Annotated in this window: 4 protein-coding genes; 3 read left to right on the forward strand and 1 reads right to left on the reverse strand. The window is 61.7% G+C overall.

The genetic code is table 11. The features are described 5' to 3' along the window. Positions 1-663, forward strand: a 663-nt coding sequence (locus tag AB4Z11_RS26100) for a TonB-dependent receptor domain-containing protein (protein WP_442028748.1), incomplete at its 5' end; no start/stop codon positions are given. Positions 664-776: 113 nt separating this feature from the next. Here AB4Z11_RS26100 and AB4Z11_RS26105 read toward each other — a convergent pair. Then, on the reverse strand, positions 777-1,502 hold the full coding sequence (locus AB4Z11_RS26105) for a 16S rRNA (uracil(1498)-N(3))-methyltransferase (protein WP_442028750.1): 726 nt from the start codon (positions 1,500-1,502) through the stop codon (positions 777-779). Positions 1,503-1,631: 129 nt separating this feature from the next. Here AB4Z11_RS26105 and tkt point away from each other — a divergent pair, with 129 nt between their 5' ends. Further along, positions 1,632-3,626 carry a transketolase gene (gene tkt / locus AB4Z11_RS26110; protein WP_442028751.1) on the forward strand — a complete coding sequence of 665 codons (1,995 nt, stop codon included), beginning with the start codon at positions 1,632-1,634 and terminating at the stop codon, positions 3,624-3,626. 68 nt (positions 3,627-3,694) lie between these two features. After that, positions 3,695-3,847 (forward strand): glyceraldehyde 3-phosphate dehydrogenase NAD-binding domain-containing protein (locus AB4Z11_RS26115; RefSeq protein WP_442028753.1); only part of this gene is annotated, 153 nt, incomplete at its 3' end.

Here is a 3,847-nt window from a genome sequence, read left to right on the forward strand (position 1 = left end):
ACCCACGTGGGCGTTCCATCGGTCGGCCAGATCACTTACGCAACCTCCGGTTACGTGAACTCCGGCACCACCAGCACCAGCGGTGTTGAGATCGACATGAACTACCGCCTGAAGCTGGGCGATATGGGCACCGCGAAAGCACAGTTCACCTTCAACCACCTGATCTCCTACGAGATCGAGTCGGCTGGCACCAAGTATGAACTGGCTGGTACCCACGGCCCATCCGTGGTGTCTGGCGACACCGGTAACCCGAAAAACCGTGCTCAGCTGACCCTGGGCTGGGACAAGGGCCCACTGGGCGTGACCACCACGTTCAACTGGATTGGTTCTTACTCCAACCTGGACCCGTCGCTTGACGTGACCGATTGCGCCGACGTTGCAGCTGGCGTGGGTGGCCGTAACTACTTCTTCAACCTGAACAACAAGAACCCGGTTTCTTACTGCAAGACCTCTTCGTTCATGTCTACCGACCTGAACGTAACGTACAAGCTGAGCAAGAACCTGACTCTGAAGGGCTCGATCCTGAACCTGTTCGACCGTCAGCCACCAATCGACGTAGCTACCTACGGCAATGCTGGTACCCTGACCGCGTACAACGCATCCCTGCACCAGGCAGGCGCTGTTGGCCGCTACTTCAACCTGGGCCTGAACTACACCTTCTAATCGAAGGCTTCAGCCAGCAAAAAGGGACGCCTCGGCGTCCCTTTTTTTTAAAACCCGAGGCAGAAGGCGGGTGGCTGCCACATCGTGGCAGCCACCTGGGTTACGCCGTGGGTTTACATGCCGCCCCAGGCCGCGTTCAGCACGGTCACGGCCGCCAGCGCCGCCGTTTCGGTGCGCAGCACGCGCGGGCCGATCGACAAGGGCAGGGCGCCGCGGCGCAAGGCTTCCGCTTCCTCCTCATCCGAAAAACCGCCCTCCGGCCCCACCATGATGGTCAGCGCCTGTGGCGGCTGATGGCGTGCCCAGTCCGCCAGCGATTCGGTGGCGCGCGGCGACAGCAGCACACGTTTGTGCAAATCCTGCTGGCCAATCCAGTCGCGGAATTCCAGCGGCTCGGCCAGCTGGGCCAGCCGGTTGCGTCCGCTCTGCTCGGAAGCCGACACGATCACGCCCTGCCAGTGCGCCAGCTTTTTCTCGGCCCGCTCCGACGACAGCCGCACCACGCAGCGCCGCGCCGCCAGCGGCTGCACGGACGCCACGCCCAGTTCCACGGCCTTTTCGATGATCCAGTCCATTTTCGAGCCCTCCGGCAGAGCCTGCGCCAGCGTGATGGCGTAAGGCAGCTCCACTTCGCGCGGTGTGAACACCTTCACTTCGGCCGAAGCGCGCTTTTTCTGGACATCGGTCAGCACCGCCGTGTACTCGCCACCCTCGCCATTAAACAGGGTCAGCGTCTCGCCCGGCGCCATGCGCACCACATTCACGTGGTGGGCGACTTCCTGTGGCAGATCGAGATGCTGGCCGACGGCCAGGGGCTGGGAAACGAAAAAACGGGGCATATGGATGGGTAAAAGCTTGAAAATGCACTAATTTTAAGCGTTGATGTCACGCTCTGGTAAAATATTGGGTTCAGTGGCGGCCCGCTGCCGCAGCGCATGAAAATTCCAACCATTCCTCGAATCACCACGATGAAACCTACGCTCCCCTTCACCAAGATGGCCAATGCGATCCGCGCGCTGGCAATGGATGCTGTTCAGAAGGCCAATTCCGGCCACCCAGGTATGCCAATGGGCATGGCTGAAATCGCAGTGGCCCTGTGGAGCGGCCACCACCGCCACAACCCGTCCAACCCGGCCTGGCCGAACCGCGACCGCTTCCTGCTGTCGAACGGCCACGGCTCGATGCTGCACTACGCGCTGCTGCATCTGAGCGGCTACGACCTGTCGATGGACGAGATCAAGAACTTCCGTCAGCTGCACTCCAAGACCCCGGGCCACCCGGAAGTCGACATCACCCCAGGCGTGGAAACCACCACCGGTCCGCTGGGCCAGGGTATTGCGAACGCGGTCGGCATGGCGCTGGCTGAGTGGCTGCTGGCAAACGAATTCAACAAGCCGGGCTTCGACGTGGTCGACCACTACACCTACGCCTTCATCGGCGACGGCTGCCTGATGGAAGGCATCTCGCACGAGGTGTGCTCGCTGGCCGGTACTCTGGGCCTGAAGAAGCTGATCGCCCTGTACGACGACAACGGCATCTCCATCGACGGTAAAGTGGAAGGCTGGTTCACCGACGATACGCCGAAGCGCTTCGAGTCGTACGGCTGGAATGTGATCCGCAACGTGGACGGCCACGACGTGGCGGCCGTTTCCGCTGCCATCGCCGCTGCCAAGAAGTCCGACAAGCCAACCCTGGTCTGCTGCAAGACCATCATCGGCAAGGGCTCGCCAAACCTGCAAGGCGGCGACAAGGTGCACGGTGCGGCACTGGGCGAGAAGGAAGTGGCCGCAGTACGCGAGTACATCAGCTGGGGCGCCGAGCCTTTCGATATTCCGTCCGACGTGGCCGAAGCCTGGAGCTTCAAGGAACAGGGCGCGGCCTTCGAAAACGAATGGCTGGAAATGTTCAACAAGTACGCTGCCCAGTACCCGACTGAAGCAGCTGAACTGAAGCGCCGTATGGCAGGCGATCTGCCGGCCAGCTTCGACGCCACCCTGCAAGCCGCCATCGCCGCTTGCGTGGAAAAGAAAGAAACCATCGCGACCCGTAAGGCATCGCAGAACGCGATCCAGGCCCTGGCGCCGATCATGCCGGAGTTCCTGGGCGGCTCCGCCGACCTGACCGGTTCCAATCTGACCAACTGGAAGGAAATCGTTCCAGTGCGTTCCGGCCAGCCTGGCAACCACATCAACTACGGTGTGCGCGAGTTCGGCATGTCCGCGATCATGAATGGCGTGGCCCTGCACGGCGGCTACATCCCGTTCGGCGCCACCTTCCTGACCTTCTCCGACTACAGCCGCAACGCCCTGCGTATGGCTGCACTGATGAAGCAGCGTTCGATCTTCGTGTTCACCCACGACTCCATCGGCCTGGGCGAAGACGGCCCGACCCACCAGTCGGTTGAGCACGTGTCCGCACTGCGCCTGATCCCGAACCTGGACAACTGGCGTCCGGCCGACACCGTCGAATCCATGGTTGCATGGGGCGAGGCGGTGAAGCGTGCCGACGGTCCTGCCACCCTGATCTTCTCGCGCCAGAACCTGCCGTTCATGGAGCGCAGCGCACAAGCGGTGGCCGACATCGCGCGCGGCGGCTACGTGCTGGCCGACGAGCCGGGCGCGAAAGCCATCCTGATCGCTACCGGTTCCGAAGTGGAACTGGCAATGAAAGCCGCTGCCGAACTGAAAGCAGCCGGCACCCCGGTACGTGTTGTGTCGATGCCGTCCACCGACGTGTTCGACCGCCAGGACGCTGCCTACAAGGCATCCGTGCTGACCAAGGGCACCCCACGCGTAGCGATCGAAGCGGGCGTGACCGATTTCTGGTACAAGTATGTGGGTCTGGAAGGCGCCGTGGTCGGTATCGACTCGTTCGGCGAATCCGCCCCAGCTGGCGTGCTGTTCAAGCACTTCGGCTTCACTGTCGAGAACGTGGTTGCCAAAGTTAAGTCTGTTCTGGCCTAAGAAGAGTAAGGCGGGCCTGCGGGCCCGCTTTGCACAATAACGATTTCTTTTTATCAGGAGCACATGTAATGACGATCAAGGTAGCAATCAACGGCTACGGCCGTATCGGCCGCAATGTACTGCGCGCTTTCTACGAAGGCGGCAAGAAGCAGGACATCCAGATCGTGGCCATCAACGACCTGGGCAATGCTGAGTCGAACGCCCACCTGACCCGCTACGAC

The sequence above is a fragment of the Pseudoduganella sp. RAF53_2 genome, from assembly GCF_052113985.1.
Taxonomy (GTDB): Bacteria; Pseudomonadota; Gammaproteobacteria; order Burkholderiales; family Burkholderiaceae_D; genus Rugamonas.